Raw genomic sequence first — 25,885 nt, 5'->3', positions numbered from 1 at the left:
AAATGTAATAAAATATTAGGCTTTCACCACCTTTTATAATGAACACATCTCTGTATATTATTAAAAAAATCGTTATTTTCGCAATGAATTTATTCTATTTCTAATTTTTTGTAATTTGGATAAATTATATTCAAAGCTAAACCAAAGTAGATCATTATGAACAAAGAAGTCGTTATCGTTTCTGCAGCAAGAACACCAATTGGTAGTTTTTTAGGAAGTTTATCAACTATTGCTGCTCCAAAATTAGGAGCAATTGCAATAAAAGGTGCTTTAGATAAAATTAATTTAAAGCCCGAATTGGTAGATGAAGTTTTAATGGGTAATGTGGTACAAGCAGGTACAGGACAAGCTCCAGCAAGACAAGCCGCTATATACGCAGGTATACCAAACACGGTGCCTTGTACAACGATAAATAAAGTTTGTGCTTCGGGTATGAAAGCTGTTATGCAAGCCGCTCAAAGTATTGCGCTTGGTGATGCAGATATTATAGTTGCTGGTGGTATGGAAAACATGAGTTTAATACCTCATTATTTACATGCTAGAACGGGAACTAAATTTGGACCAACATCTTTAATAGATGGTTTACAAAAAGATGGTTTAGTAGATCCATATAGTGATGATGCTATGGGTGTATGCGCAGATGCTTGTGCTAATAAGTATGAGTTTTCTCGTGAAGATCAAGATGCTTACGCCATACAATCTTACAATCGTTCTGCAGCTGCTTGGGAAGCAGGAAAATTTGATAACGAAGTTGTACCTGTAGAAGTACCACAACGTCGTGGTGAACCTTTAGTTTTTTCTAAAGATGAAGAGTTTACTAACGTTAAAATGGATAAAATACCGCAACTTAGACCTGCTTTTAGTAAAGACGGAACTGTTACAGCGGCCAATGCTTCTACCATAAATGATGGTGCCGGAGCTATGATATTAATGAGTAAAGAGAAAGCAAACGAACTTGGATTAAAAGTTCTAGCGACTATAAAAAGTTATGCAGATGCTGCTCACGAACCAGAATGGTTTACCACAGCACCAGCAAAAGCGCTTCCAAAAGCCTTGAACAAAGCAGGAATGAAATTTGAAGATGTAGATTTCTTTGAGTTTAACGAAGCTTTTTCGGTTGTTGGTTTAGCAAACATGAAAATTTTAGGGCTAAATGATAGTAACGTTAATGTAAATGGTGGAGCAGTTTCACTTGGACATCCACTGGGTTGTTCTGGTGTTAGAATACTAATTACATTACTAAATGTACTTGAACAGAACAATGCCAAAATTGGTGCCGCTGCAATTTGCAACGGTGGTGGTGGCGCATCGGCTGTAGTTATTGAACGTCCTTAAAAAAATATATAAGTTAGCTTTAAAAGCTGTTGCCTGTATACTAATTTGAATAAAACAGCGCTTTATTTAAAATATTAAACAACGATAATTGATTAATGCAATACGGAATTTGTAATTTAAGCATTGTACCTCTAAGACTAGAACCATCGGACGCTAGCGAATTAATTTCGCAAGTAATTTATGGTGATTTGTTTAAAGTTTTGGAACAACGTAAAAATTGGAGTAAAATTAGAATTGCCTTTGATACTTACGAAGGTTGGATAGATAATAAACAATATGTTGAATTAACCGAAGAACAATACACCAATTTAGACAGACAGCCCTTGCAGCTTTCTGGGGATTTGGTTGAATTTATTCAAGATAAAAACGAACAACTCCACCCTATTGTTTTTGGATCTAGCTTAAACGGAATCTCTATATTAGATCACGACTATGACGGTGGTGTAATTTCTGGAATTCGTCCTAAATCACAAATAATACAAACTGCTTTTACCTACTTAAACGCTCCTTATTTATGGGGAGGAAAAACACCTTTTGGAATAGACTGCTCTGGTTTTACTCAAATGGTTTACAAATTAAACGGGTATAAATTACTTCGTGATGCCTCTCAGCAGGCCACACAAGGTGAAGCTTTAAGCTTTATAGAAGAAAGTGAACCTGGAGATTTAGCCTTTTTTGATAATAGCGAAGGCGCTATTACTCATGTTGGTTTAATTATGGAAGATAATTACATTATACACGCACATGGTAAAGTAAGAATTGATCGCTTAGACCATTCTGGAATTTACAATGTAGATAAAAGAAAACACACGCATAAACTACGCGTAATCAAAAAGATTATTTAATATTTTCATTAAATATACCGCATAAAAAAAGGTCGCAATTTGCGACCTTTTTTATTTTATGAAAGTGACTATATAATTATTGAGCCCCTTCTAAAGCTTCAACTTTAGCTTTTAAACCTTTCGCTTTATCAGATTCACCTAAAATATTATAGATGTTCATTAAAGTTTTAGCTGCGCTTAAGTTTTCAGTATCTATTTCTAAAGCTTTCGCTAAAAATGGTACTGCTTCTTTATATAAGTTTTGACGCTCTTCTCTTAATTCATCGTAACGTAAATCATCTTTTTTAGAACTTCCTAAACCATTCATTTCAGTAATAAGTGGCTCTTCTCTCGCTAATACAAGAGCAGAAATATTAATATAAGCATTTACATAATTAGGATCTAATTCAATTGCTTTCTCATAATAAGCCTTAGCCTCTACTGGGTGATCAGATTGCGATGCAATTACACCTAAGTTATATTGTAACTCAGCATTTTCTGGCTCTAATTCTGTAGCTTTAGTTAAAAGCTCTTGAAACTTTTCAGTGTTACCCATTTTGAAATGAATATTAGCTTCAGAAAGAATTAAGTTTACATCTTCAGGATTTTCATCTCTAGCTTCTTTCATGGCCTCAATAGCCTTCTCATTGTTACCTTCGCTAACATAAATTAATGCTACGTTTTTCACAATTTCTGGTTTTTTAGACTCTGTTACACGCTCACCTGGCTTAATATGGCTCTTTGCTTTTACGTAAAGATCACGAGTTGCTTTATCTAGAATTTCTTCTTCTCCAGTTTCCTTGTTAATTGCAAAATATTGCTTTTGGATACCTGTGTAACCTAATTTTTTAAGTTCTTCATATAATCCTAAAGCTCTATCATACTCTTTTACGTTTACTGCTGTTGCAGCTGCGTAATAAAGATAAACAGTATCTTTTTCTTTTACTCTATAAGACTTTTCAAAATACTTAGAAGCATTAGAATAATCTTGCTTTTCGTAAGCAGCATTACCTTTAGTTAAAAACTTGTTAGTAATAGTTTGCTTTAAAGCTGTTACTTCCGATCCGTATGCGCTTTCTGCTTTTGTAAAACTTTCTAGAGCCGTTGCAATATCTGCATCAGATCCTTTTCCATCAGCATAAAGTGCTTGTCCTAATAAGTAGTAATACTTTGCCTTAGATTTTTCATCCATAGCATCTAAAAGACCTTCTGCTGTAGTTGCTGCTGCTTTTGCCGCTGCAAAATCGCTCGATTTAATAGCTTTTTCTACTGCCTTCAATTCTTTCTTTTGTGCAAATGAAAATGCACCCATTGAAATGGCTAAAGCTATGATTAATTGTTTTTTCATTTTAAGTAATATTAAGTTTAAATTTCAGTGTTATTATCTTCTAAATTATTATCAAGAGTTGTGCCATCTTCAGAAACATCAGTGTTTTCAACACCTTCAACGCCTTCTACAGAAGTTTCACCTTCTTCTCCTTCAAGTACAATCTCTTCATCTTCATGCATTACTTTAGCGACTGCGGCAATAGAATCTTTTCCTTTAAGGTTTATTAATTTCACTCCTTGAGTTGCACGCCCCATAACTCTTAAATCGGCTACCGCCAATCTAATTGCTACACCAGATTTGTTGATAATCATCAAATCATCTTCATCCGTTACGTTTTTAATAGACACTAGATTACCTGTTTTTTCTGTAATAGAAATGGTTTTAACACCTTTTCCACCACGGTTAGTAATTCTATAATCTTCTAAACTAGAACGTTTTCCATAACCATTTTCAGATACTACAAGCACGTTGCTTTCCATATCATCAACAGCAATCATTCCGATAACTTCATCTGTTTCTTCATCTTGCAAACGAATACCACGAACTCCAGATGCTCCACGGCCCATCGGACGCGTTTTAGCTTCTTCGAAACGAATAGCTTTACCAGATTTTAATGCTAACATTACTTGGCTTTCACCAGTTGTAAGTTTAGCTTCTAATAAAACATCATCGTCCTTAATAGTAATAGCATTAATTCCGTTTGTTCTTGGACGAGAATATTGCTCTAAAGAAGTCTTTTTAACCTGACCTTTTTTAGTAGCCATAATTACGTAATGACTATTAATGTATTCTTCATCTTTTAAATCTTGAGTACAGATGAAAGCCATAACTTTATCATCTTGTTCAATATTTACAAGGTTTTGAATAGCACGTCCTTTAGATGTTTTAGATCCTTCTGGGATTTCGTAAACACGCATCCAGAAACATTTTCCTTTTTGAGTGAAGAACAACATATATTGATGGTTTGTACCCACAAATAAGTGTTCTAAGAAATCTTCATTTCTTGTTGTAGATGCTTTTTGCCCTACACCTCCTCTATGCTGTGTTTTGTATTCTGTTAAAGATGTACGTTTAATATAACCTGCATGAGAAATTGTAATAACTACACTCTCGTTAGGGATCATATCTTCGATACTTAAATCGCCACCAGCATATTCTATTACAGAACGACGCTCATCACCATATTTATCACGAACAACAACTAATTCTTCCTTAATAATATCCATTCTACGCTCTTTGCGATCTAAGATATCTTTAAGGTCAATAATAGTTTTCATAATTTCATCATATTCAGCACGCAATTTATCTTGCTCTAAACCTGTTAACTGACGCAAACGCATCTCAACAATAGCTTTCGCTTGAATTTCTGAAAGTTTGAAACGTTCAATTAAGTTATTTCTAGCTTCATCGGCATTATTAGAAGCACGAATAATTTTTATAACTTCATCTATATTATCCGAAGCAATAATTAATCCTTCTAATATATGTGCGCGTTCTTCTGCTTTACGTAACTCATAAGTTGTACGTCTAACAACAACTTCATGTCTATGCTCTACGAAATAATGAATTAACTCCTTTAAGTTTAATAACTGCGGACGTCCATTTACTAATGCAATATTATTTACACTAAAAGAAGACTGTAACGCTGTGTATTTAAAAAGTTTATTTAGAACGATATTAGGAATCGCATCACGTTTTAAAACATAAACGATACGCATACCATTTCTATCAGATTCATCACGAATAAGCGAAATACCTTCTAGTTTTTTATCGTTAACTAAATCGGCAGTTTTTTTAATCATGTCTGCCTTATTGACTTGGTATGGAATTTCGTCAACAATAATACATTCACGACCGTTTACCTCTTCAATATTGGTTTTAGCACGCATAACAATACGTCCACGACCTGTATGGAAAGCTTCCTTTACACCATCGTAACCATATATAGTACCACCTGTTGGAAAATCTGGCGCTTTAATAAGTTGGATCAACTCATCAATTTCAATATCGTTATTTTCGATATATGCAATTGTACCATTTACAACCTCTGTCAAATTGTGAGGCGGCATGTTAGTTGCCATACCTACAGCAATACCCGATGCTCCATTAACTAAAAGACCTGGAATACGCGTTGGTAAAACTGTTGGTTCTTGTAACGTATCATCAAAGTTTAACTTATGATCTACGGTTTCCTTATCGATATCTGCCAACATGTCTTCAGCAATTTTGCGCATACGTGCTTCTGTATAACGCATTGCTGCAGGACTATCACCATCAATCGAACCAAAATTCCCTTGTCCGTCTACAAGCATGTAACGTAAACTCCACTCTTGAGCCATACGTACCATTGCATCGTAAACCGAAGTATCGCCGTGAGGGTGATACTTACCTAAAACTTCCCCAACTATTCTTGCCGACTTTTTATGTGCTGTATTTGCTCTAATACCTAGTTCATGCATACCATAAAGTACACGTCTATGAACTGGTTTTAAACCATCTCTTACGTCTGGTAAAGCACGTGACACAATAACTGACATTGAATAATCAATGTAAGCTGATTTCATCTCATCTTCAATATTAATTGGAATAAGTTTTTCTCCTTCTGCCATATATATTTTAATTAAGTTTTATGTAATTTTCAAAACATGCTAATATAACAATTCCAATAGTTATACTAAGGGTTTTATAATCATTTTTTCATGTTTTTTATTAACAATTTTACATCTCTTTTTAGTTAATAAGTATGTATTCCAAAATTTTGGATTTATATCCTTTTTTTCGTCAATTAGCATTTTACACACAAAAAAAGGTATAGTTTTTGTCGTTGGTAAAATGTTTTAGTATTTTTAATGCAGAAAGGACACGAATATGGATGATAATTTTTCCCCAAGAGTAAAAGATGTTATTGCTTACAGCAAAGAAGAAGCCCTAAGGTTAGGTCACGATTTTATCGGTACCGAACACCTTATGCTTGGTCTTTTGCGTGATGGTAATGGCAAAGCAATAACAATTTTAAACGCTTTAGATATTGATTTAAATCATTTAAGGCGTAAAGTAGAAATATTAAGTCCTGCAAACCCCAATATAGCTGTAGGTTCTAACCAAAAGAAGAACTTACATTTAACAAGGCAAGCAGAACGCGCACTAAAAACCACGTTTTTAGAGGCTAAATTATTTCAGAGCACCTCAATAAATACAGCGCATTTACTGCTTTGTATTTTAAGAAATGAAAATGACCCAACTACAAAACTTTTAAATAAATTAAAGGTTTACTACGACAATGTTAAAGAACAATTTAAAATTATGATAACAAACGATGATAGTTATATAGAACCGAAAGCTGAATTCCCGGATGATGATTCTAACATAGAAGACGAATCTTCTAAAGACAGTATTTTTAATGCACCAACAGGTGCTAAAACCAACAAAAAGTCTAAAACACCAGTTTTAGATAACTTTGGGCGCGACTTAACAGCGATGGCCGAAGAAGGAAAACTAGATCCTGTTGTTGGTCGTGAAGAAGAAATACAACGTGTTTCTCAAGTTTTAAGTAGACGAAAGAAAAACAATCCGCTATTAATCGGTGAACCTGGTGTTGGTAAATCTGCCATTGCCGAAGGTTTAGCGCTTAGAATTGTGAAACGTAAAGTATCCCGAATTCTTTTCAATAAACGTGTAGTTACTTTAGATTTAGCCAGCTTAGTTGCCGGAACAAAATACCGCGGACAGTTTGAAGAGCGTATGAAAGCCGTTATGAACGAGCTTGAAAAAAATGATGATGTTATTCTATTTATAGATGAAATACATACTATAGTTGGAGCTGGTGGAGCTACTGGAAGTTTAGACGCTTCCAATATGTTTAAACCTGCTTTAGCAAGAGGCGAAATACAATGTATTGGTGCCACAACTTTAGATGAATACAGACAGTACATAGAAAAAGATGGTGCCTTAGAGCGTCGTTTCCAAAAGGTAATTGTTGAGCCTACAACGGTAGAACAAACTATTGAAATACTTAACAACATAAAAGGTAAATACGAAGAGCACCATAATGTTGATTATACACCAGAAGCTATTGCGGCTTGTGTAAAATTAACAAATAGATACATGACAGAGCGCTTTTTACCAGACAAAGCTATCGATGCTTTAGATGAAGCGGGTTCTCGCGTACACATTACTAATATTGAAGTTCCAAAACAAATTCTAGAACTAGAAAAGAAACTAGAAGAAGTTAAGGAAACCAAGAATACTGTTGTTAAAAAACAGAAATACGAAGAAGCTGCAAAACTAAGAGATGATGAAAAACGTCTTGAAAAAGAATTAGCTGTTGCACAAGAAAAATGGGAAGAAGACACCAAACAACATCGTGAAGTGGTAACAGAAGATAATGTTGCCGATGTGGTTTCTATGATGACTGGTGTGCCTGTAAACCGTATTGCGCAAACAGAAATTAATAAGTTAGCTGAATTGCCAGACCTTATAAAAGGAAAAGTAATTGGCCAAGATAATGCTGTTGCTAAGGTAGTTAAGGCTATTCAAAGAAACCGTGCTGGACTTAAAGATCCGAATAAGCCAATTGGGTCATTTATATTTTTAGGGCAAACAGGTGTTGGTAAAACACAGTTAGCTAAAGTGTTATCTAGAGAATTATTCGATTCTGAAGAATCTTTAATCAGAATTGACATGAGTGAATACATGGAAAAATTCGCTATTTCTAGATTAGTTGGAGCACCTCCGGGATACGTTGGTTATGAAGAAGGTGGACAACTTACAGAAAAAGTACGTCGTAAACCTTACGCAGTTATTCTTTTAGATGAAATTGAAAAAGCACATCCAGATGTATTCAATATGCTACTTCAAGTTTTAGATGATGGTTATTTAACCGATTCTTTAGGTAGAAAAATTGATTTTAGAAACACTATTATCATAATGACTTCTAATATTGGAGCTCGTAAATTAAAAGATTTTGGTACCGGAATTGGTTTTGGAACAGCATCACAAAAGGCTCAAGAAGATGCGAATGCAAAAAGTGTTATCGAAAATGCTTTGAAAAAATCCTTCGCACCAGAATTTTTAAATAGAATTGATGATGTAGTTGTCTTTAATGCTTTAGAAAAAGAAGACATCAACAAAATTATCGATATCGAATTAGAAAAACTTTTAGATCGTATTAAGTTATTAGGTTACAACCTAACTATTACAGAAACAGCTAAAGACTATATTGCCGATAAAGGTTTCGATAAACAATACGGAGCAAGACCTTTAAAAAGAGCTATTCAAAAATATGTTGAAGATGCTTTAGCTGAAGAAATTGTAGCATCACATTTACAAGACGGAGATAACATCAAAATTGATCTTGATGCGAAAACAGAAGAATTGAGTATTTCAATTATAAAAGCTGAAAAATCAACAGAGTCTTAAAAAACAATTATAAATATAATAAAGCTCGAAATTAGTTTTTCGAGCTTTTTTTATTCATCAAAACACCATTCCATATAAATGATGCACATAGTAAAAACATCAGTTGGGGTCATGCAGGTTTACGAAAACTACGTTATCGGTATTGTTAACGAAGGAGAAACTGTAACCGACCTATCGAATGCCCACCTATTCAAAATAGCAAAAACCCATTTTAAAAACAAAAATTTTGTTTACATCTCACACCGTATAAACTCGTATGCCGTAGATCCTGTTATTTATATTCAAGCCTCAAAAATTGAAAACTTAATAGGCTTTATCATAGTTTCATCTAAAAAAATAGCACGTATCAATTCTCAAATCGAACAAATATTTTCAAAAAAACCATTGAAAACATTTACAGAAATAAATGATGCTACAGAATGGGCAAACAATGCAGTGCGCGAAGCTGATGAAAAATAGTGCAAATTAAAACCCAAACTTAAATAGGCACAGCATAAGAGTTTTTAATTTCGCCCATTACAAAAGTACTCTGTGCACTTCCTATGTTTTTAACACTTCCTAAATGGTTTAGAACAAAATTCTGATACTCCTTCATGTCTTTTACCAATATTTTAAGTAAAAAATCATAATCTCCCGAGATATTATAACACTCCACAACTTCTTCGAGAGACACAATATCCTTCACAAATTGATTACCTATAACACGTGTGTGCTCTTTCAAAGTAATATTACAAAACACTGTTAAGCCTTTTTGAAGCTTTTCGGCATCTAAAACAGCGACATAGTTTTTAATATAGCCTGCTTTTTCTAATTTTTTAATACGCTCAAAAACAGGAGTCGTAGATAGATTCACTTTAGCTGCTAACTGTTTTGTTGTCAGGTTAGAATTGGCTTGCAACATTCTTAACAAGCGCAAATCTATTTCATCCAACGGTAAAGCAGAATTATTTTCTGGTAAACTCATATTTAACTAGATATAAATAACATTATTCTGTTATTTAATTCAAAAATAGGTAAATCACCTGAATATTAGCTATAATTTCTTACTTACATGCTGTAATACTAATTTTGAACAGCAATAAAATCTAATATTTAATTATGAAAACTACCCTTTTAGGGCACCCAAGAATTGGACGCCAACGTGAATTAAAAAAAGCATGTGAAGCTTTTTGGTCAGGAAAAATTAATCAAACTGAACTAATAAACACTGCCAAAGAAATAAAAAAACAAAATTGGTTACAACAACAAGACTTAGGTGTTGATTTAATTCCGTCGAACGACTTCTCTTTTTACGATCAAGTTTTAGACGCTTGTTTAACTTTTGGTTGTATTCCAAAACGCTATAACAACATTGATAAAAGTAACTATTTGGAGTTGTATTTTGCTATGGCACGTGGACTTCAAAAAAATAATATAGATGTTACTGCCATGGAAATGACAAAATGGTTCGATACTAATTACCATTATATTGTTCCGGAATTTGAAAAAGAGCAAACATTTAATTTCTTTTCGAATAAAATTATAGAAGAATACAAAGAAGCTTTAGCATTAGGAATAAAGACAAAACCTGTTTTGATTGGTCCGGTTACATTTTTACTTCAAGGAAAAGAAAAAGAACCGGGATTTCACAGGTTAGATTTATTGGATAAATTACTACCCGTTTACTTCGAAGTTATTGAAACACTAGTAAACTTGGGTGCAGAATACATACAATTTGATGAACCTTGCTTAGCATTAAACCTTTCTGAAAAAGAACAACAAGCTATTACAAAAACATACGAACAGATTGCCGAAAAATTCCCGACATTGAAAGTGTTTTTAGCTAACTATTTTGATTGTTATGGCGAAAATTTAAATATTGCTTTACAATTACCCGTCGATACTTTGCACTTAGACCTGGTAAGATGCCCTTCGCAATTAAATGATATTTTAGAATCGGAACATTTTAATCCAAAAACAAAACTATCACTAGGTGTTGTAGATGGTCGAAATATTTGGAAAAATGATTTTGAAGCTTCAATTAAAACTATAGAAAAAGCGAGTAAAAAATTAGATCCGGCAAACTTATGGATAGCTTCATCTTGTTCCCTACTGCACACACCATACGACCTCGATTTAGAAACCACTCTAGAACCCGAAATAAAACAATGGCTAGCTTTTGCTAAACAAAAAATTGAAGAAATTGTTGCGCTTAAACATTTATTAAAAGCAGATAACGATGGTTATTTACACTTGTTTGAAGAAAATAAATTAGCAAACCTCACCAAGAAAAGCTCAAAACTAATCCATAATGATTTGGTAAAAACGCGAATTTCTAATTTAAAATTATCCGATAGTCATAGGGAAAGTACTTTTTCTACACGTCAAGTTTTACAAAAGCAAGCATTACACCTTCCGTTATTCCCAACTACAACTATTGGCTCATTCCCCCAAACCAAAGAAGTTCGTAGCTGGCGTTTAAAATTCAAAAAAGGAACGTTATCTCAGCAAGAATACGACGCTTTAATTGCTAAAGAAATTGAAGACTCTATCCGTTTTCAAGAAGAAATAGGTCTAGATGTTTTGGTACATGGTGAATTTGAACGTAATGATATGGTTGAATATTTTGGAGAAAAACTAAACGGATTTGCCTTTAGTAGCTACGGTTGGGTACAAAGTTACGGTAGCCGTTGTGTAAAACCACCTATTTTATTTGGCGATGTATCTCGCGAAAACCCAATGACCGTAAAATGGTCTGAATACGCACAATCTTTAACTGATATTCCTGTAAAAGGCATGCTTACTGGTCCGGTTACTATTTTACAATGGTCTTTTGTTCGAAACGATCAGCCTAGAGAAGTTACTTGCAACCAAATTGCGCTAGCGATTAGAGATGAAGTTACAGATCTAGAAAAAGCGGGTTTAAAAATTATTCAAATAGACGAACCTGCCATTCGTGAAGGTTTACCATTACGAGAAGAAGAATGGAAGAATTATCTAGATTGGGCTGTAAAAGCATTTAGAATTTCAGCAAGTGGTGTGCAAAACCAAACTCAAATTCATACACACATGTGCTATTCTGAATTTAATGATATTATCGCGAGTATTTCTGATATGGATGCCGATGTAATTACCATTGAAACATCACGTTCTGAAATGGAATTACTAGATGTTTTTGTTGATTTTAAATATCCTAATGAAATTGGACCAGGCGTTTATGATATACATTCGCCACGTGTTCCTTCTTTAGAAGAAATTGAAAACTTGCTTACAAAAGCCAAAAACGTTTTACCTAAAGAACATATTTGGGTAAACCCAGATTGCGGACTAAAAACTAGAGATTGGCCAGAAACCAAAGATGCTCTAAAAAATTTAGTAACTGCTGCTAAAAACTTAAGATCCCAAACGTTGGAGTTCGTTTAAGCTTCCCCTAATTTGAATAAATAAGACTGTTTTTAGAATGTATTTTTACTACGCTAAGGCAGTCTTTTATTTTCGTCTGGCACTCTAAATAATAAAATAATACCACCTATAAAAAAGACAACAAGCACCAAAATAGCATTTCTCATGGTTCCGGTAATTTGGTCTACGGTAGCAAAAATAACCATACCGATTACAATACCGATTTTCTCTGCAACATCGTAAAAACTAAAGTATGATGTGGTATCTTCTGTTTCTGGTAAAAATTTAGAATATGTAGAACGCCCAAGTGATTGCACTCCTCCCATAACCAAGCCAACAATACCAGCTGCAATATAAAACTCCATTGGAGTATGCATCATGTAAGCATAAAAGCACAAAAACATCCAAACAAAATTAACTGCGATTAGTGTTTTAATATTTCCGTATTTAGCAGATGCTTTAGATGTTACATAAGCGCCCAAAATGGCAACCAGTTGTATCACCAAAATACTAACAATTAAACCCATTGTTTTTTCACTATCTGTTCCCCAAGAAATTTCTTCTTCTCCAAAATAAACAGCAACCAGCATAATAGTTTGTACAGCCATACTAAATACAAAAAATGCATATAGATAGTGTTTCAATCTTAAATTTTGCTTTAACTCTTTCCAAACTTCTCTTAATTCTTTTAAACCATTAAAGATGACAGCTCGAGTTACTTTGTGTCCAGATTTCGTTCCTTTTGGTAGAAAGTAAAATGAATATTGACTAAATAATGCCCACCAAATTCCAACTGTAATAAAAGATATTTTCATAGCCTTAACCGAAGCTAAGTCTTTAGCCGCATCCATAGCTAATTGAATTTCAGCCTCGCTTCCTGTTTCTAAAATAGATGGATCTATACTTAAATCGAATCCAAAAAACTGCGGAAACATCACCATCAATAAATTAAAAATCAACAACAGTACCGATCCCAAATACCCCATTGAGAATCCTTTAGCACTAACACTATCTTGCTGTTCTGGATAAGCAATATCTGGTAAATATGAATTGTAGAAAACCAAACTTCCCCAATAGCCAATTAATCCCATAAAATAGAACAACAAACTCAGGTGAATTTGCTCTAAATTAAACCAATATAATCCAATACAACCTGCGCTACCAACGTAACAGAAAAACTTTAGAAAGTTCTTTTTATTTCCAACATAATCGGCAATTCCGGAGAGTATTGGCGAAGTAATCGCTACTACCAAAAAGGTAAAAGCCGTTACATACGTAATTAGTGCGGTGCTTTTAAATTCGGTACCAAAAGCTTCTACAGTTTTAACTTCCGAAAGAAATAGTGCCGAATAAAATATCGGGAAAATTGAAGATGCGATAGTTAAAGTATAAACCGAGTTTGCCCAATCGTAAAATGCCCAAGCATTTAATAGTTTTTTACTTCCCTTTTCAAGTTGAATCATATAAAAAATTTGGCTAAATAAAAAAAGCTGCTAATAATTAGCAGCTTCTAAAGTAAACAAATATTTTATTAAAATGTTATATCGCTCTAAACGATGTTACACCAAATTTTGTAGCTTCCTTTTTAGCATCTGGAGCCCATTGTGTTAGGTTATTAATACGCGTATCGTTAGATGGGTGTGTACTCATAAATTCTGCTGGAGCATCTCCTCCACTGTTCGCTTTCATACGTTTCCATAATTCAGCCGCTTCATCTGGGTTGTAACCAGCAACAGCCATTAAGTATAAACCAATTTTATCAGCTTCAGTTTCATGACTTCTGCTAAAAGGTAACATACCTAATACATTCGAACCAACACCATAGTATTGGTTAAAAGCATTTCTAGATTGCTCATCTTGTATAGCTACATTTCCTGCAACTGCTAAACCTTGTTGTACATATCCCGCACTCATACGTTGTTGTCCGTGGTTTGCTAATGCATGCGCAACCTCGTGCCCCATAATAGCTGCAACACCTGTTTCATTTGCTGCTATTGGCAAAATACCTGTGTAAAATACAATTTTACCACCTGGCATACACCAAGCATTTACGGTTTCATCATTTACCAAATTATATTCCCATTTGTAATCATTTAAGTAACCCGCATTTCCATTTGCAGTTAACCATCGTTCGGCCGCTACAGCTATACGTTGCCCTACTCTTGTAATCATTTCGGCATCTTTAGTACCTGTTACAACATTATTATCGGTTAAAAACTGATCGTATTGAGCAAAAGCAGTTGGAAACAACTGAGCATTAGATACAAATGCCATTGTTTTTTTTCCTGTAAAAGGGTTCGTTGCACAAGAAAATATCATGGCACAAACTCCTAAGGATATTAAAGTAACTTTTAGTTTCATCATATTAGGTTTTATTTGGTGTCAAAAATACAAAATCTGTATGTTTAATATTGAGACACATTTTTAATTAATTAGTCACATTCAAATTTAACAAACTTTGAACATAATAAAAGCGCTTTTTTATGAAAAATATAACTTTAATTAAATTCTATTCTGTTATTTTTAGATTTATACTACGACTGAATTAAAAAACAAATTTAAATATGAATAAGATAATAATAGTACTTGCTTTATTTTTAGCTTTTAGTTGCAATTCTACAGCACAAAAGAAAAAAAACGAGGTTAAGAAAACTTTTGAAGTTACTAAAACAAAATCTGAATGGAAAGCACAATTATCGGATACAGAATATTACGTTTTACGTGAAGCAGGAACCGAACGTGCTTTCTCAAGCGCTTTAAACAATAACAAAAAACAAGGAACTTACGTTTGTAAAGCTTGCGAAACACCTTTATTTAAAAGCGAGCATAAATTTGATTCTGGTACAGGATGGCCAAGTTTTGATAGAGAAGTTAAAGGTAATGTTGATTTTTCTACCGATTACGATTTAGGGTATGCTAGAACCGAAGAACATTGTGGAACTTGTGGCGGACATTTAGGTCATGTTTTTAACGATGGCCCAAAGCGTACAACCGGAATGCGCCATTGTATTAACGGTGTCTCTTTAACATTTGTTCCTGCGGAATAAGGTTTACTGAAAGTTACCTTCTCCATTTGCTTTTATTGCCTTGATAGATTACATTTATCGCATGGAAAGTTATTTAGAAAGTATTAGAAAACAGTTTGAATATTATAAAGGTTTAGGCGACAAAACTTTTGAGCAATTATCGTTTGATGAATTACAAAATGAAATTGCTCAAGACGCCAATTCTATAGCCATTATAATAAAACATATTTCTGGGAATATGCTAAGCCGTTGGACAAACTTTTTAACGGAAGATGGTGAAAAACCCTCCAGAAACCGAAACCGAGAATTCGATGATACTTTTGAAACCAAAGACCAACTATTAGAAAGTTGGAATACTGGTTGGGACTGCCTATTTAATGCTATAAAACCTTTAACGGAAATTGATTTGGAGCGCATTGTTTATATTAGGAATGAAGGCCATACCGTTACGGAAGCCATAAATAGACAATTAGCGCATTACTCCTACCATATTGGTCAAATTGTTTTTTTAGGTAAAATTTTTAAAGGAAAAGATTGGCAGATTCTGTCTATTCCTAAAGGAGCTTCTAAAGCTTATAATGATAAAAAATTCAGCGAAGAGAAATCTAGAAAGCATTTTACTGATGATTTATAATGGTGGTTTTTTGTAGTTTAAATTTCGATATTTTAAACTGAAGTGCTTACTGTGATGTGATGTCTCCCGGCGTCTACATGACAAAAGAATTCTTTACTTTTTTGGAGGTTATGATTCATGTTGAAAAGCCAGATTTCTAAACTTAACTACCAGAAAAAAAAACAGCCTTCGTCATTTCGACGTGAGGATAAATATTACAATCTTATGAACAAGTGCTTACTGTGGTGTGATGTCTCCTAGTGTCGACATGACAAAAGAATTCTTTACTTTTTTGGAGGTTATGATTAATATTGAAAAGCCAGATTTCTAAACTTAACTACCAGAAAAAAAAAAAACGGCCCTCGTCATTTCAACGTGAGGAGAAATCTCATAATCCTTTGAACAATTGTTTCTGTTATACGATGTCTACAAGCGTCGACATGACAAAACAAACCCAATAATATAAATACTTAAAACATACTTTTGCGGATATGCCCTGCGAGAAGGATTGATGCGGCATCCTTTTGTTTTAAGTTGATTAACTTGTACTTTCTTGTTTAGAAAAAACGAAAACAATAAATCCCTCATTTTTCCTAATAAAAAAAACAAAAGATATAGCGGAAAGCCTGGTTGCCATTTTTCATGGCAACTCGCCCAAAAAATTAATATATTAAGTAAATTATTCTGCTTTAAATTTATTTTTAAACGGACGAATAATTAAGCGTGCTTCACGATCGAAACGTATGTAATTATAAACCCAGTTTACAAAAACTACCATTCGGTTTCGGAAACCTATTAGGAAAAATAAATGGACAAACATCCAAACATACCAAGCAAAAACACCTTGAAATCTCACGTTTTTCAAATCGACTACTGCTTTGTTTCTTCCTACTGTTGCCATGGCTCCTTTATCTTTATACTCAAAAGGTTTCATGGGTTTTTCCTCTATTAGCTTTAAAATATTACCCCCCAATTGCTTACCTTGTTGAATGGCGGGTTGTGCCATCATTGGTAAGCCGTTCGGAAACTCATCGGTTGCCATACAAGCGATATCGCCAATGGCAAAAATATGCTCGAAGCCTTTTACTTGGTTGCATTGGTTTACTAAAATACGGTTACCGCGAGTAACAAAATCTTTAGCGTCAAGTCCTTTTATAGTTGCACCTTGTACTCCAGCTGCCCAAACTACGGTAGCTGTATCGAAGATTAAATCGGAGTTTGTAGTTACTGTTTTACCGTCGTAATTAGTTACACGAACGTTTTTCCAAACATGAACGCCAAGTTTCTCAAGAAAATCTTCAGCTTTTGCCGATGCATTTTCACTCATCCCCTTTAATAAACAACCTCCAGATTGTATAATATTAATCTGCGCTAAACGGGTATCTAAATCGGGATAATCTTTTGGAAGAATACCTTTTTTAATTTCGGCTAAAGCACCTGCAAGCTCCACACCTGTTGGACCACCACCTACTATTACAAAATTCATGAGGGCAATACGCTCATGTAAATCAGTCGTTAATAGAGCTTCTTCAAAATTCTCGAGTATTAAACTTCTTAAATTTAAAGATTGAGGTATGGTTTTCATGGCCATACTGTGCTTTTCGATTTCCGTATTACCAAAATAATTAGTTTTAGAGCCCGAAGCCACAACTAAATAATCGAATTTTAAATCACCAATATTGGTTTTTATGGTATTGCAAGTGGTATCAATTTCATTTACTTCTGCAAGCCTAAAGTGAAAGTTTGGAAAATCTTTTAAAATTTTACGAATTGGATATGCTATGGAGTCTGGCTCTAGTCCACCGGTAGATACTTGGTATAATAACGGTTGAAATGTATGATAGTTATGTTTATCCAAGAGCACCACTTGTACTTCTTGTTTTGACAATTTTCTTGCTAAGGCAATTCCTGCAAAACCGCCACCAATTATAATAATTCGTGGGTAACTTGTTTTAGGTATGTTCATAAATAATAACTTGCAAAGCAAAGGTAGTAAAACAATGGTAAATTCCCTTTATCACTAGGGCTTCTAATTTATTGAAAACCAAATGAAACAGGAGTGTGCTTTTTTTTTCGATTTAAGGCTTTGTTAATTCATTATTACATTTCGATTTTGTAAATTCGTAACCTAAAAATTAACAAATGAGTAAATACGATATTATTGTTCTTGGAAGTGGTCCTGGTGGTTATGTAACAGCTATTAGAGCATCACAATTAGGTTTTAAAACTGCTATTGTTGAAAAAGAAAATCTTGGTGGGGTTTGTTTAAACTGGGGTTGTATTCCAACCAAAGCCTTATTAAAATCTGCTCAAGTTTTTGAATATCTAAAACATGCTGAAGATTACGGTTTAAAAGTAACAGATGCAGAACGCGATTTTGATGCTGTTGTAAAACGTAGCCGTAACGTTGCAGACGGTATGAGTAAAGGTGTTCAGTTTTTACTAAAGAAAAATAAAGTAGACGTAATTGATGGTTTTGGAAAACTTAAACCAGGTAAAAAAATAGATGTTGATGGTACTGAATATAGCGCCGATAATATTATTATAGCTACAGGTGCTCGCTCTCGTGAGTTACCAAACTTACCGCAAGATGGTGAAAAGGTTATAGGATATAGACAAGCTTTGACATTAAAGGAACAACCTAAGAAAATGATTGTGGTTGGTTCTGGAGCTATTGGTGTTGAGTTCGCATACTTTTACAACTCTATGGGAACTGATGTAACTATTGTAGAATATTTACCAAACATTGTACCTGTTGAAGATGAAGACGTATCTAAATTAGTTGAGCGTTCTTTCAAAAAATCTGGTATTAAAGTAATGACTTCTGCTGAAGTAACTACTGTTGATACATCTGGAGACGGTGTAAAAGCTACAGTTAAAACAAGTAAAGGAGAAGAAGTTCTTGAAGCTGATATTATTTTAAGTGCTGTTGGTATTAAAACAAACATTGAAAACATTGGATTAGAAGATGTTGGAATTGTTGTTGATAGAGATAAAGTAATTGTTAACGATTTTTACCAAACTAATATTCCTGGATATTTTGCTATTGGAGATATTACTCCTGGGCCTGCATTAGCACACGTTGCTTCTGCTGAAGGTATACTTTGTGTAGAAAAATTAGCTGGACAACATGTTGAAGCTTTAGACTACGGAAACATTCCTGGTTGTACTTACTGTACTCCTGAGATTGCATCTGTTGGTATCACTGAAAAGCAAGCTAAAGAACAAGGTTTAGATGTAAAGATTGGTAAATTCCCTTTCTCTGCTTCTGGAAAAGCTAGTGCTGGTGGAAACAAAGAAGGTTTTGTAAAAGTAATTTTTGATGCTAAGTACGGCGAATGGTTAGGATGCCATATGGTTGGTGCTGGTGTTACTGATATGATTGCTGAAGCTGTTTTAGGTAGAAAATTAGAAACTACAGGTCACGAAGTTTTAAAAACCATTCACCCACACCCAACAATGAGTGAGGCTGTTATGGAAGCTGTTGCAGCTGCTTATGATGAAGTAATACATATCTAATACTATTAGATATTATAAATATTAAAAGTGCGATTCAAATTATTTTGAATCGCACTTTTTTTTTAGAATTTATATTTGCCGCTTAATTTAAATATAGAATTTGTGGTTGGTAAGTTTGAATTAAAATGCGCATCATCGGTTAAATTATAATTTAGCCTAGCCTCCATTAAAAACGATTCAGTAAAATCGTATTGCACTCCTAAAGTTCCTGATGTAGATACATCTTCAATAACACCATTTTTTAATAATAAACGTGTTGTTGGCCCAAACATAACACTAAATTTTTGAGTAAAACTGTATTTTGCAAGTATTGGAAATTCCTTAACCTTATAGTTTGTATTAAAACCTCCAAAATTGGTTTCAATATTCTCGGCACGGATGTTCCAATTATCACTTATTTTATATTCCGAAAAGTAGTTTGAAAACGGTAAAACGCTATTGTTTATGTTAACATCATCACTTATTACAAATGCGCCTTCCTTTTCTTTGGCGTTTTCTTGAGCATTTAAAATAAAAAAAACAGGACAGATTAAAAATAGAATGAGTAATTTTTGTTTCATATATAAATTATCGTAAATTTAATACTACACAAATCTAACATTAACGCTTGTTAATCTTTCACAATTTATTTATAATTTAAACTTAAAAGATTTTTACAAAAAGCTCTGTATAGCCAATCCGTAACTTGCCATACCAAAACCTAATATTACACCTTTAGCATTTGGAGAAATGTAAGACTGATGACGAAAAGCTTCGCGACCAAATGTATTAGAAATATGTACTTCTACAACTGGAGTTTCAATACCTTTTATAGCATCGCCAATACCTATGGATGTATGCGTATAAGCTCCTGCATTTAAAATAATACCATCTATACTAAAACCAACTTCGTGCAACTTATCTATAATCTCTCCCTCTATGTTAGACTGAAAATACTCTAAACTTACAGATGGATACTTTTCTTTTAATTCACTAAAAAAAGCTTCAAAAGTTAAGCTACCATAAATTTCTGGTTCGCGTTTACCTAACAAATTTAAATTTGGCCCGTTAATGATCATTAGTTTTTTCATATGGTAAATATATTTAATTTTTACGCATAAAAAAAGGAAGCCTTTACGACTTCCCTTTTTTTATTTTCTATAACTATTACTTAGAATACAAATAATACTCCAAATTTAGCCGTTCCACCAAAAGGGTTGTTTACTTCACCTACTCCAAACTCAAAACTGTTTGTAGCTTTAGCTCCAGACACATCTACTTTAGTAGAAGAATATGCTAAAACATTATCTAATCCGAAAGTAAGTGCAATGTTTTCTTTTACAAAGTAGTTAAGACCTAAATCTAGACCAGCTCCAATTGAATTCACTTTAACATCAGAAATTTTGTCATCTAATGTGTTATATCCAACACCAAACTCAGTATACGTTTTAAAACGTTTTCCTAAATCCAAAAAGTAATAACGTCCAAAAGCACCAATTCCAACATTAGAGTTTTTAGAAGTATCAGTTCCTGATGCAGAAGTTTTAGCTGTACCAAAATCTAATTGAACACCAACAGCTAAATCATCACTTAAAAAATAACCTACTTTTGGAGTAATGTTAAAAGCGTTAGATTTTGTATCAAAGTTTTTATCATTAGTACTACTGAAGCCTAAACTTCCTTCAACAAAAACGTTACCTTCTCCAAAACCAAATTCAGTCGTATCATCTTGTGCATTTACTGTAGTAAATCCGAAAACTGCAATAGCTGCAGCAAAAAATAATTTTTTCATAATTAAATTGTTTTATTTTAAATATTCCGCAAATTAACCACTGTTTATCTGTTAAATTAACACTTAATCCTACTTTGTGATAATTTTAACATTGTTTAGACTACAACTCATTGGTAATCAATATCTACAGAAAAAACCTTTTTTTTAACATAAAAAAAGCCGAAAATCAGTTTTTTTTCATCCTTAAATGCACACTTATTTCTTATTCATTTGTTTATTAAATACTTCCAAAAATATAAGCAATCCAATCTCTATTTAATCCAAAAAATTCTCTACTTTTATCATAATGAAATGGAGTCAAGCTTTAAAAGATTATACCTTTTATCTAAAAATAGAAAGAGGGTTATCACAAAATTCAATTAACAGCTATGTACTAGATGTTGAAAAATTAATGTCTTTTTTAGAGGAAAAAGATATTAGCGAAAATGCTATTTCAATTACAGATGAAACCATTAGAGAATTTATCTATAATACCTCTAAACATATTAACGAGCGTTCACAGTCGCGATTAATATCTGGTTTACGTAGTTTTTTTAATTACTTAGTTTTCGAAGATTACAGACCAGACAACCCGTTGGAACTTATAGAATCTCCTAAAATAGGTAGAAAACTTCCAGATACCTTATCGGAAGAAGAAATTGATAGCCTTATAAAAGCCATAGATTTAAGCAAACCAGAAGGCGAACGTAATAGAGCCATGTTAGAAACACTATATGGCTGTGGATTACGTGTTAGTGAATTGGTAAATTTAAAACTATCGGATTTATTTTTTGAAGAAGGCTTTATAAAGGTTACCGGTAAAGGAAACAAACAGCGTTTTGTACCTATTATTGATGTTACTAAAAAATACATTAATATTTACAGAAAAGATATTAGAAACCACATGAATATTCAAGCAGGTTTTGAAGATACTTTGTTTTTAAACCGTCGCGGTAAGCAATTAACACGAGCTATGATTTTTACTATTATAAAACAGCTAGCAGTAAAAATAGATCTAAATAAAAGTATTTCTCCTCATACATTTAGACATTCTTTTGCAACACATTTACTTCAAAATAATGCAGATTTAAGATCAATTCAACTTATGCTTGGGCACGAAAGTATAACCACTACCGAAATCTATGTACACCTAGACAGAAACCATTTAACTAAGGTCGTAGAGCAATTTCATCCGAGAAAATAGTATTTTTATCCATGAAATGTCGTTATTTATGTAAGATTTGAAACAAAATCGAGACTCAAATTGTGACCTATTACTATTTAATGCGTCTAAATTACACCTACTTATAATTTACACTACATTATTAACCCAAAGAAAACCAAATGATTAAACGTATATTCTCACCTATCCGTCGTCTATTTGAACATAGAACTAGTTCTGATAATTCAAATAGTTTAAAATGGCAATTTGCCGTTGAAAACTCGAAAATTGGTGTTTGGGATTGGAATGCAAAGATGAATGAAGTCTTTTATTCCGTTGAATCTAAAAATATTTTAGGATACAGTGACAACGAAATTGGCAACCATGCCGATGAATGGAACAAGCGTGTACACCCAGAAGATAAAGCTGCTTACAATAGCGATTTTCAGCGACACATTACAGGCGAACTAGAACTTTACAAAAACGAACACCGTATACTTTGTAAAGACGGCAGCTATAGATGGATTCTAGATAGCGGAAAAATTGTTAGCAAAGACAAAAACGGTAAACCGTTACGTATTATAGGCACGCATATAGACATTACATCGCGTAAGCGGAATGAAGTGCTTTTAAATGAAAACTTCAACATCATTACCAACCAGAATAAAAGGCTTTATAATTTTACACATATTGTTTCTCATAATTTAAGAACCCATATTGGTAACTTTAAAAACGTATTAGAGTTTCACGAGTCGTCTACAACGCAACAAGAAAAAGATGAAATGTTTAATTATTTAAAAACCATTTCGTCTGCGTTAACAACTACCATTACTAATTTGAATGATGTTATTAGTGTAAACTCAGAATATAACGACCTAAACAATAATATAGGTATAAGTGAAGTTGTTAGAGAAACATTAGGCAATCTATCTATTGAAATCGCTTCAAAGAGAGCTATTATAAATACCGATTTACCTTCTAACTTATATCTTAAAGGAAACTCATCTTATTTAGAAAGTATATTCCATAATCTAATTTCTAACGCTGTAAAGTACGTTCATCCAGAAAAAACACCAACAGTAAATATAAAAGGTGTTCAAACAGAGGAAGGCTTTGAAATTTCAATTTCGGATAATGGTATTGGTATTGATTTAGAAAAATATAAAGAGCAAGTTTTTGGAATGTATAATACCTTTCATGAAAGTAGTAGAGAAGATTCTGAAGGTATAGGTTTATATCTTACCAAGATACAAGTTGAAGATTTAGGAGGCACAATTAATATTGAAAGCAAACTAAACGAAGGCACATCATTCAAACTGTTTTTTCCAAAAGAAAAAGCTTTCCTTCTTAATAAAAAAAAGGAAAGCTTTAATAATACTTCTTCTACTTTCATAAAGTAGTTTATTTTGCAATATTCACTGCACGAGTCTCTCTAATTACAGTAACTTTTACTTGTCCTGGATACGTCATATCCGTTTGGATTTTTTGAGAAATAGTAAACGATAAATCGGCAGCCGTTTGATCGTTAACTTTTTCGCTTTCTACAATAACACGTAGTTCTCTACCTGCTTGAATAGCGTATGCTTTTTTAACACCGCTAAATCCGAAAGCGATTTCTTCTAAGTCTTTTAAACGTTGGATATAACTATCTAATACTTGTCTACGTGCTCCTGGTCTTGCACCAGAGATTGCATCACAAACTTGTATAATTGGCGCTAGTAACGATTTCATTTCAATTTCATCGTGGTGCGCTCCAATAGCATTTATTACATCGTCTTTCTCACCATATTTCTCAGCCCATTGCATTCCTAATATAGCGTGTGGCGTTTCCATATCTGTTTCAGCATCTGGCACTTTTCCAATATCGTGTAGTAATCCAGCACGTTTTGCAAGTTTAGGGTTTAAACCTAATTCTGCTGCCATTACGCCACAAAGCTTAGCAACCTCACGTGAGTGTTGCAGTAAGTTTTGTCCGTAAGACGAACGATACTTCATTCTACCTACCATTTTAATAAGTTCTGGGTGCAGATTATGAATACCTAAATCAATAACCGTACGTTTACCAACTTCTATAATTTCTTGCTCTATTTGTTTTTGAGTTTTCTTAACGACTTCTTCAATTCTTGCAGGGTGAATTCTACCATCTGTCACTAATTTATGAAGTGATAATCTTGCTATCTCACGACGTACAGAATCGAAACAAGATAAGATAATAGCCTCTGGCGTATCATCAACAATAATTTCTACACCTGTAGCGGCTTCAATGGCACGTATGTTTCTACCTTCACGACCAATAATACGTCCTTTAACATCATCAGATTCGATATTAAATACAGATACACAGTTATCAACCGCTTCCTCTGTTCCAATACGTTGTATGGTGTTTATTATAATTTTCTTAGCATCCTGTTCAGCTGTAAGTTTAGCTTCTTCTATAGAACTTTGTATAAAAGCCATCGCATCATTCTTAGCTTCACCTTTTAAAGACTCTACTAATTGCTCTTTTGCTTCTTCCGCCGAAAGGCTAGAAATAACTTCTAATTGTTGTACTTGACTTCTGTGTAATCTTTCTACTTCTTCTTGCTTGCTTTCTAATACATCAAGTCTGTGGTTGTAGTCCTTTATTTTACTCTCTAAACTATCGTTAGATTTTTTAGTTTTAGAAAGTTCATTAGATACTTGAGATTCTTTATCTCTAGTGCGCTTTTCAGCTTCACTCATTTTTTTATCACGACTTAAAATAACCTTTTCGTGTTCTGCTTTTAGCTCTAAGAATTTTTCTTTAGCCTGTAGCATTTTATCTTTTTTAATACTCTCACCTTCTAAATTAGCTTGTTTGAGTATTGAAGCTGCATTTTTTTTAGCGTTTTTTATAAGTTTAGACGCATTGTTTTTTTCTAACGTTTTTGCTATAATAAAGCCTATTGCAAGCCCTAATATAACACCACCTACTGCAAATATAATTGAGTTATCCATCGTTTAAATTAGTTGATTATAATATATAAAAAAGCCTACACTAGCATAAAGTTTTGTATAAACTCCTTAAAAACAAGTTTAGGGCTAACAAGCTGATCAAGGATCTGTCTAACACTAAATAAATTTAGTGTTGCAGCCTGCTTTTACAACTTAAACTCACCCTTTTTAAAGAATTAACGTTGAGTTTATCAAAAAAAATAACCAATGTAGGCAGTAACTTTTTAGTTTATTTTAAAGAACGAATTAAGAGCCTATGTGAGAATCTAACAAAGTATTAAGCGCAACAAGCTTTTCTTCAACATGCTCGTTTATATTTGTTTTATCTATAGACTTCTGCTCTACTTGAGATGCAAATTGCAAGGCACACATGGCCAAAACGTCTTGTTTATCTCGAACAGAATAACTTTGCTCAAATTTTTTAATCATTACTTCAATGTTCTTTGCCGCCTTACGTAAACCTTCTTCTTGACTCGGGTCAATAGTTAAGGGATATACGCGATTAGCAATAGATAGCTTTATTTTAAGCTTGTCGGACATTGAATTTAATTAGC

21 protein-coding genes and 1 other RNA gene are annotated in these 25,885 nt (G+C 33.4%); 10 read left to right on the top strand and 12 right to left on the bottom strand.

From position 1 onward, the window contains the following. Positions 1–156: 156 nt before the first annotated feature. Positions 157–1,335 (top strand): acetyl-CoA C-acyltransferase, encoded by a 1,179-nt coding sequence (locus GQR98_RS13995; RefSeq protein WP_159020038.1) that lies wholly within the window; start codon positions 157–159, stop codon positions 1,333–1,335. A 95-nt stretch (positions 1,336–1,430) separates the two neighbouring features. Next, the gene (locus GQR98_RS13990; protein ID WP_159020037.1) at positions 1,431–2,180 is read left to right on the top strand and encodes a C40 family peptidase; all 750 of its coding nucleotides are present in this window, start codon (positions 1,431–1,433) and stop codon (positions 2,178–2,180) included. A gap of 76 nt (positions 2,181–2,256) precedes the next feature. Here the strand turns inward: GQR98_RS13990 and GQR98_RS13985 are convergent, their stop codons facing one another. Together GQR98_RS13985 and gyrA are read right to left on the bottom strand one after the other, a co-directional pair. Continuing rightward, on the bottom strand, positions 2,257–3,507 hold the full coding sequence (locus GQR98_RS13985) for a tetratricopeptide repeat protein (RefSeq protein WP_159020036.1): 1,251 nt from the start codon (positions 3,505–3,507) through the stop codon (positions 2,257–2,259). Between the two features lie 17 nt (positions 3,508–3,524). Continuing rightward, entirely contained in the window at positions 3,525–6,098 is a 2,574-nt protein-coding gene (gene gyrA / locus GQR98_RS13980) for a DNA gyrase subunit A (RefSeq protein ID WP_159020035.1), read from the bottom strand. Between the two features lie 259 nt (positions 6,099–6,357). On the opposite strand from gyrA, the gene GQR98_RS13975 reads away from it, so the two are divergent. After that, positions 6,358–8,907: an ATP-dependent Clp protease ATP-binding subunit gene (locus GQR98_RS13975; protein ID WP_042503843.1), complete on the top strand. Its 2,550-nt coding sequence runs from the start codon at positions 6,358–6,360 to the stop codon at positions 8,905–8,907. A gap of 78 nt (positions 8,908–8,985) precedes the next feature. After that, entirely contained in the window at positions 8,986–9,366 is a 381-nt protein-coding gene (locus GQR98_RS13970; protein ID WP_159020034.1) for a hypothetical protein, read from the top strand. Positions 9,367–9,385: 19 nt separating this feature from the next. On the opposite strand, the gene GQR98_RS13965 is transcribed toward GQR98_RS13970, so the two are convergent. Next, entirely contained in the window at positions 9,386–9,871 is a 486-nt protein-coding gene (locus GQR98_RS13965; protein WP_159020033.1) for an Lrp/AsnC family transcriptional regulator, read from the bottom strand. Between the two features lie 134 nt (positions 9,872–10,005). On the opposite strand from GQR98_RS13965, the gene metE reads away from it, so the two are divergent. Then, positions 10,006–12,309 carry a 5-methyltetrahydropteroyltriglutamate--homocysteine S-methyltransferase gene (gene metE, locus GQR98_RS13960; RefSeq protein WP_199270206.1) on the top strand — a complete coding sequence of 768 codons (2,304 nt, stop codon included), beginning with the start codon at positions 10,006–10,008 and terminating at the stop codon, positions 12,307–12,309. A 53-nt stretch (positions 12,310–12,362) separates the two neighbouring features. On the opposite strand, the gene GQR98_RS13955 is transcribed toward metE, so the two are convergent. Further along, the gene (locus tag GQR98_RS13955) at positions 12,363–13,751 is read right to left on the bottom strand and encodes an MFS transporter (RefSeq protein WP_159020032.1); all 1,389 of its coding nucleotides are present in this window, start codon (positions 13,749–13,751) and stop codon (positions 12,363–12,365) included. 76 nt (positions 13,752–13,827) lie between these two features. Next, complete coding sequence (locus tag GQR98_RS13950; protein ID WP_199270291.1) at positions 13,828–14,649, bottom strand: M48 family metallopeptidase; 822 nt, start codon at positions 14,647–14,649, stop codon at positions 13,828–13,830. 203 nt (positions 14,650–14,852) lie between these two features. Between GQR98_RS13950 and msrB the strand changes: the two genes are divergently transcribed. Both msrB and GQR98_RS13940 read left to right on the top strand, forming a co-directional pair. Further along, the gene (gene msrB / locus GQR98_RS13945; protein ID WP_159020030.1) at positions 14,853–15,335 is read left to right on the top strand and encodes a peptide-methionine (R)-S-oxide reductase MsrB; all 483 of its coding nucleotides are present in this window, start codon (positions 14,853–14,855) and stop codon (positions 15,333–15,335) included. Between the two features lie 61 nt (positions 15,336–15,396). Then, on the top strand, positions 15,397–15,948 hold the full coding sequence (locus GQR98_RS13940; RefSeq protein WP_159020029.1) for a DUF1572 family protein: 552 nt from the start codon (positions 15,397–15,399) through the stop codon (positions 15,946–15,948). Between the two features lie 658 nt (positions 15,949–16,606). On the opposite strand, the gene GQR98_RS13935 is transcribed toward GQR98_RS13940, so the two are convergent. After that, a complete protein-coding gene (locus GQR98_RS13935) occupies positions 16,607–17,893 on the bottom strand; it encodes an NAD(P)/FAD-dependent oxidoreductase (protein ID WP_159020028.1) in 1,287 nt (428 codons plus the stop codon). Positions 17,894–18,069: 176 nt separating this feature from the next. On the opposite strand from GQR98_RS13935, the gene lpdA reads away from it, so the two are divergent. Beyond that, a complete protein-coding gene (lpdA, locus tag GQR98_RS13930) occupies positions 18,070–19,446 on the top strand; it encodes a dihydrolipoyl dehydrogenase (protein WP_159020027.1) in 1,377 nt (458 codons plus the stop codon). Between the two features lie 62 nt (positions 19,447–19,508). On the opposite strand, the gene GQR98_RS13925 is transcribed toward lpdA, so the two are convergent. From GQR98_RS13925 to GQR98_RS13915, 3 genes are all read right to left on the bottom strand, one after another. Beyond that, positions 19,509–20,006: a hypothetical protein gene (locus tag GQR98_RS13925; RefSeq protein ID WP_159020026.1), complete on the bottom strand. Its 498-nt coding sequence runs from the start codon at positions 20,004–20,006 to the stop codon at positions 19,509–19,511. Positions 20,007–20,099: 93 nt separating this feature from the next. Further along, positions 20,100–20,516: a type II 3-dehydroquinate dehydratase gene (gene aroQ / locus GQR98_RS13920; protein WP_159020025.1), complete on the bottom strand. Its 417-nt coding sequence runs from the start codon at positions 20,514–20,516 to the stop codon at positions 20,100–20,102. A gap of 80 nt (positions 20,517–20,596) precedes the next feature. Beyond that, complete coding sequence (locus GQR98_RS13915) at positions 20,597–21,217, bottom strand: outer membrane beta-barrel protein (protein ID WP_159020024.1); 621 nt, start codon at positions 21,215–21,217, stop codon at positions 20,597–20,599. Between the two features lie 286 nt (positions 21,218–21,503). On the opposite strand from GQR98_RS13915, the gene xerD reads away from it, so the two are divergent. Together xerD and GQR98_RS13905 are read left to right on the top strand one after the other, a co-directional pair. Then, positions 21,504–22,400, top strand: coding sequence for a site-specific tyrosine recombinase XerD (gene xerD / locus GQR98_RS13910; RefSeq protein WP_159020023.1), 897 nt, complete (start codon positions 21,504–21,506; stop codon positions 22,398–22,400). Between the two features lie 140 nt (positions 22,401–22,540). Then, positions 22,541–23,758 (top strand): sensor histidine kinase, encoded by a 1,218-nt coding sequence (locus GQR98_RS13905; RefSeq protein WP_159020022.1) that lies wholly within the window; start codon positions 22,541–22,543, stop codon positions 23,756–23,758. A gap of 1 nt (position 23,759) precedes the next feature. Here GQR98_RS13905 and rny read toward each other — a convergent pair whose 3' ends face one another. From rny to GQR98_RS13890, 3 genes are all read right to left on the bottom strand, one after another. Then, positions 23,760–25,334: a ribonuclease Y gene (rny, locus tag GQR98_RS13900; RefSeq protein ID WP_159020021.1), complete on the bottom strand. Its 1,575-nt coding sequence runs from the start codon at positions 25,332–25,334 to the stop codon at positions 23,760–23,762. 59 nt (positions 25,335–25,393) lie between these two features. Continuing rightward, positions 25,394–25,519, bottom strand: a non-coding RNA gene (ssrS, locus tag GQR98_RS13895) — 6S RNA. 58 nt (positions 25,520–25,577) lie between these two features. Further along, the gene (locus GQR98_RS13890) at positions 25,578–25,871 is read right to left on the bottom strand and encodes a cell division protein ZapA (protein WP_159020020.1); all 294 of its coding nucleotides are present in this window, start codon (positions 25,869–25,871) and stop codon (positions 25,578–25,580) included. Positions 25,872–25,885: the final 14 nt, after the last annotated feature.

This window comes from Algibacter sp. L3A6, assembly GCF_009796825.1.
In the GTDB taxonomy this organism is placed as follows: Bacteria; Bacteroidota; Bacteroidia; order Flavobacteriales; family Flavobacteriaceae; genus Algibacter.
The sequence above is the reverse complement of the archived record's forward strand: the minus strand, read 5'-3'. Positions and strand labels throughout refer to the sequence as shown.

What these genes read in the sequence shown, in the direction of transcription:
- GQR98_RS13970 (WP_159020034.1), top strand. Translation starts at nt 8,986, where the DNA reads ATGATGCACATAGTAAAAACATCAGTTGGGGTCATGCAGGTTTACGAA.
- GQR98_RS13995 (WP_159020038.1), top strand. Translation starts at nt 157, where the DNA reads ATGAACAAAGAAGTCGTTATCGTTTCTGCAGCAAGAACACCAATTGGT.
- GQR98_RS13935 (WP_159020028.1), bottom strand. Translation starts at nt 17,893, where the DNA reads ATGAACATACCTAAAACAAGTTACCCACGAATTATTATAATTGGTGGC.
- GQR98_RS13985 (WP_159020036.1), bottom strand. Translation starts at nt 3,507, where the DNA reads ATGAAAAAACAATTAATCATAGCTTTAGCCATTTCAATGGGTGCATTT.
- GQR98_RS13925 (WP_159020026.1), bottom strand. Translation starts at nt 20,006, where the DNA reads ATGAAACAAAAATTACTCATTCTATTTTTAATCTGTCCTGTTTTTTTT.
- GQR98_RS13950 (WP_199270291.1), bottom strand. Translation starts at nt 14,649, where the DNA reads ATGAAACTAAAAGTTACTTTAATATCCTTAGGAGTTTGTGCCATGATA.
- GQR98_RS13905 (WP_159020022.1), top strand. Translation starts at nt 22,541, where the DNA reads ATGATTAAACGTATATTCTCACCTATCCGTCGTCTATTTGAACATAGA.
- GQR98_RS13955 (WP_159020032.1), bottom strand. Translation starts at nt 13,751, where the DNA reads ATGATTCAACTTGAAAAGGGAAGTAAAAAACTATTAAATGCTTGGGCA.
- GQR98_RS13990 (WP_159020037.1), top strand. Translation starts at nt 1,431, where the DNA reads ATGCAATACGGAATTTGTAATTTAAGCATTGTACCTCTAAGACTAGAA.
- GQR98_RS13890 (WP_159020020.1), bottom strand. Translation starts at nt 25,871, where the DNA reads ATGTCCGACAAGCTTAAAATAAAGCTATCTATTGCTAATCGCGTATAT.
- xerD (WP_159020023.1), top strand. Translation starts at nt 21,504, where the DNA reads ATGAAATGGAGTCAAGCTTTAAAAGATTATACCTTTTATCTAAAAATA.
- msrB (WP_159020030.1), top strand. Translation starts at nt 14,853, where the DNA reads ATGAATAAGATAATAATAGTACTTGCTTTATTTTTAGCTTTTAGTTGC.
- GQR98_RS13965 (WP_159020033.1), bottom strand. Translation starts at nt 9,871, where the DNA reads ATGAGTTTACCAGAAAATAATTCTGCTTTACCGTTGGATGAAATAGAT.
- aroQ (WP_159020025.1), bottom strand. Translation starts at nt 20,516, where the DNA reads ATGAAAAAACTAATGATCATTAACGGGCCAAATTTAAATTTGTTAGGT.
- lpdA (WP_159020027.1), top strand. Translation starts at nt 18,070, where the DNA reads ATGAGTAAATACGATATTATTGTTCTTGGAAGTGGTCCTGGTGGTTAT.
- rny (WP_159020021.1), bottom strand. Translation starts at nt 25,334, where the DNA reads ATGGATAACTCAATTATATTTGCAGTAGGTGGTGTTATATTAGGGCTT.
- GQR98_RS13940 (WP_159020029.1), top strand. Translation starts at nt 15,397, where the DNA reads ATGGAAAGTTATTTAGAAAGTATTAGAAAACAGTTTGAATATTATAAA.
- gyrA (WP_159020035.1), bottom strand. Translation starts at nt 6,098, where the DNA reads ATGGCAGAAGGAGAAAAACTTATTCCAATTAATATTGAAGATGAGATG.
- metE (WP_199270206.1), top strand. Translation starts at nt 10,006, where the DNA reads ATGAAAACTACCCTTTTAGGGCACCCAAGAATTGGACGCCAACGTGAA.
- GQR98_RS13975 (WP_042503843.1), top strand. Translation starts at nt 6,358, where the DNA reads ATGGATGATAATTTTTCCCCAAGAGTAAAAGATGTTATTGCTTACAGC.
- GQR98_RS13915 (WP_159020024.1), bottom strand. Translation starts at nt 21,217, where the DNA reads ATGAAAAAATTATTTTTTGCTGCAGCTATTGCAGTTTTCGGATTTACT.